This is a genomic window from Hoeflea sp., from assembly GCF_984452065.1.
The window spans coordinates 1-2,952 of the sequence record NZ_CFHWAF010000239.1; the positions used below are offsets into that span (position 1 = coordinate 1).

General features: G+C 64.3%; 4 protein-coding genes. All 4 read left to right on the forward strand.

The genetic code is table 11. The features are described 5' to 3' along the window. Positions 1-696: metal ABC transporter solute-binding protein, Zn/Mn family (locus AC5E6N_RS23895; protein ID WP_491750153.1), on the forward strand; the 696-nt coding region annotated here is incomplete at its 5' end. After that, on the forward strand, positions 696-1,529 hold the full coding sequence (locus AC5E6N_RS23900; protein ID WP_491750154.1) for a metal ABC transporter ATP-binding protein: 834 nt from the start codon (positions 696-698) through the stop codon (positions 1,527-1,529). The genes AC5E6N_RS23895 and AC5E6N_RS23900, both read left to right, overlap by 1 nt. Then, positions 1,526-2,743: a metal ABC transporter permease gene (locus tag AC5E6N_RS23905; RefSeq protein ID WP_491750155.1), complete on the forward strand. Its 1,218-nt coding sequence runs from the start codon at positions 1,526-1,528 to the stop codon at positions 2,741-2,743. The genes AC5E6N_RS23900 and AC5E6N_RS23905 overlap by 4 nt, the downstream gene beginning before the upstream one ends. After that, the coding region (locus AC5E6N_RS23910; protein ID WP_491750156.1) for a metal ABC transporter permease at positions 2,743-2,952 on the forward strand (210 nt) is incomplete at its 3' end. The genes AC5E6N_RS23905 and AC5E6N_RS23910, both read left to right, overlap by 1 nt.

Here is a 2,952-nt window from a genome sequence, read left to right on the forward strand (position 1 = left end):
TACCTTGAAGCGCAGATGGAAGACTTCATGCGCGGTCTGGAGGAGGGCGGCAATATCGTCGCCGTCGCCGAGAGCATGCCGCGCAACCTTCTCCTGGGCCATGACGACTATGATGACAAATATGATCCGCATGTCTGGATGAATCCGAATCTCTGGGCCCGCGTGGTGCTGACTGTCCGCGACGCGCTGATCGAGACATCGCCGCAGAACGAGCAGGCCTTCCGTGACAACGCCGACGCGCATCTGGTCGAACTGGAGGAGCTTGCGCTGTATACGACGAAAGTCCTTTCCTCCGTTCCCGCCGAAAGCCGCGTGCTTCTGTCGGCCCATGACGCATTCAACTATTTCGGATCGGCCTATGGCTTTGAAGTGATGGGCATTCAGGGCATTTCCACCGAAAGCGAGGCCGGCCTTCAGCGCATTTCGGAACTGGTGGACATGCTCGTGGAGCGGGATATCGGCGCCGTTTTTGTGGAGAGCTCCGTCTCGGACCGCAACATTCGCGCGCTGATCGAAGGGGCGGCGGCCAGGGGCCATGAGGTCGTTATCGGCGGTGAGCTTTTCTCCGACGCCATGGGCGAGGACGGCACCTATGAAGGCACGTATCTCGGCATGATCGATCACAATGCCAGTGTCATTGCCGATGCGCTCGGGGGCGATGTGCCCGACAGCGGAATGCAGGGATTGCTGAACTGATGACATCGAATGCCGACATGCCCGTTGCGGTCGTCGCCGAAGGCGGAAAGGTCGTGCGGGCTCCCCGGCCGGATCCGGACAGCCCGCTGGTCGTCAGCGGCCTGACCGTATCCTACGGAGAAAAGCCGGCGATTTTTTCCGTCGATGCCGCATTCCCGGCAAAATCCATGTCGGCAATCATCGGCCCCAACGGCGCGGGCAAGTCGACGCTTCTCAAGGCCGCTCTCGGCGTCATACCCCGGCTCTCGGGCGACGTGCTGATCTGCGGCACACCGATCGAGAAGGCGCGCAACCGCATCGCCTATGTTCCACAGCGCGCCAGTGTGGACTGGGACTTTCCGACAACGGTGATCGATGTCGTTCGGATGGGGCTTTATCGCCGGGTCGGTCTGCTCGGCAGGCTGTCGGGACAGATGACCGCCAAAGCGCGCGAATGTCTCGAGCGCGTCGGCATGGCCGATTTTGTTCACCGGCAGATCGGGCAGCTCTCCGGCGGTCAGCAGCAAAGGGTCTTCCTTGCCCGTGCTCTGGCCCAGGATGCCGATCTCTACCTGCTCGACGAGCCGTTCGCCGGTGTCGACGCGGCGACCGAACGCGCCATCATCGATGTGTTGAAACTATTGAAGTCGGAAGGCAAATCCGTGGTCTGCGTGCACCACGATCTGTCCACCGTGCGCGACTATTTCGATCACGTCTTCCTCATCAATGTGCGCCGGATCGCCGAAGGGCCGGTCGAAACGACATTCACCGCCGAAAATCTCAACGCCACCTATGGCGGGCGGCTGGCGGCCACCCATATCGACGAACTGGCGATCGCGGATACCGTTTCGTGAACCCTTTCTTCAGCGCCCTTCTGCTTCAGGCCGGCTACAACGCCGCGCTGGTCGGCATCGGCGCCGCGCTCCTGGGGTTTGCCGCCGGCGCATCCGGCACATTCCTTTTCCTGCGCAAGCGGGCGCTGGTATCCGATGCGGTGGCGCATGCCACGCTGCCGGGCGTCGGGCTTGCCTTCATTGTCATGGTGGCGATGGGCGGAGACGGGCGCAACCTGATCGGGCTTCTGCTCGGATCGGCGGTGACGGCCTGGATCGGCCTGCTGCTGATCGAATGGATGACCCGCCGGACCCGGCTGGCCGAGGACGCGGCGATCGGCGCAGTGCTTGGCGTGTTTTTCGGCCTCGGCGTCGTCCTGCTGACGGTCATCCAGACCATGAGCTCCGGGCGTCAGGCCGGTCTTGAGAGTTTCCTGCTCGGCTCGACCGCAGGGATGCTGTTTCAGGATGCCGTGGTCATCGCCATCGGCGGCTCGCTGGCGGTGCTGGCGACCTGGCTTCTGCGCCGGCCCATGACACTTGTCGCGTTCGATGCCGGCTATGCCGCGGCGATGGGTTACAATGTGCGCCGCATCGATCTTCTGATGATGGGGCTGGTCATGGCGGTGACCGTCATCGGGCTGAAGCTCGTCGGCCTTATTCTCATCGTCGCGATGCTGATCATTCCGCCGGTGACGGCGCGGTTCTGGACCGAGCGCTCGAGCAACGTCGTCTGGATCGCCGGCTTTGTCGGCGCGGCGTCCGGCTATGTGGGTGCCGCCATCTCGGCCTCCGCCCCGGCGGCCCCGACGGGACCGATCATCGTTTTGATGACCGCCGGCCTCTTCGCGCTTTCATTGCTTTTCGCACCGGCGCGCGGCGTGGCGGCGGCGATCCTGCGTCACCGCCGTTTCCAGCGCCGGGTCCACAGGCGCCAGGGGCTGTTGGCGCTGTCGCGTCAGGAACCCATCCGCGAGCCCTATACGCTGCGGCTTCTGGCGCGCGAGGGGCTGGTCCGCCCCGACGGCGTGCCGACCGAGGCCGGCCGCGCTCTGGCGGCCAAGGTGTCGCGTGACGAGCGGCGCTGGGACATAGCCCGCCAGGTGCATCAGGATGCCGGTCTGACGGGGCGCTATGACGGTTTGACGCCTATTGAGGAGGTGTTCACGCCCGACGAGATCGAAGAATTCGACCGCCGGCTCGGTAAGCCTTTCGCCGTGGGAGGGTCGGCGTGATGGGCGCCGAATTTGTCCAGTTTTCCCTCACGCCCATTCTGATTGGCGCGCTTTCGGCCATCGCCTGCGCCTTGCCCGGCAATTTCCTGATCCTGCGGCGGCAGGCCCTGATCGGCGACGCCATCAGCCATGTGGTCCTGCCCGGGATCGTCGTCGCGTTCCTGGTCACCGGCGTTGTCTCCGCTGTCCCGATGCTGATCGGCGCTGCC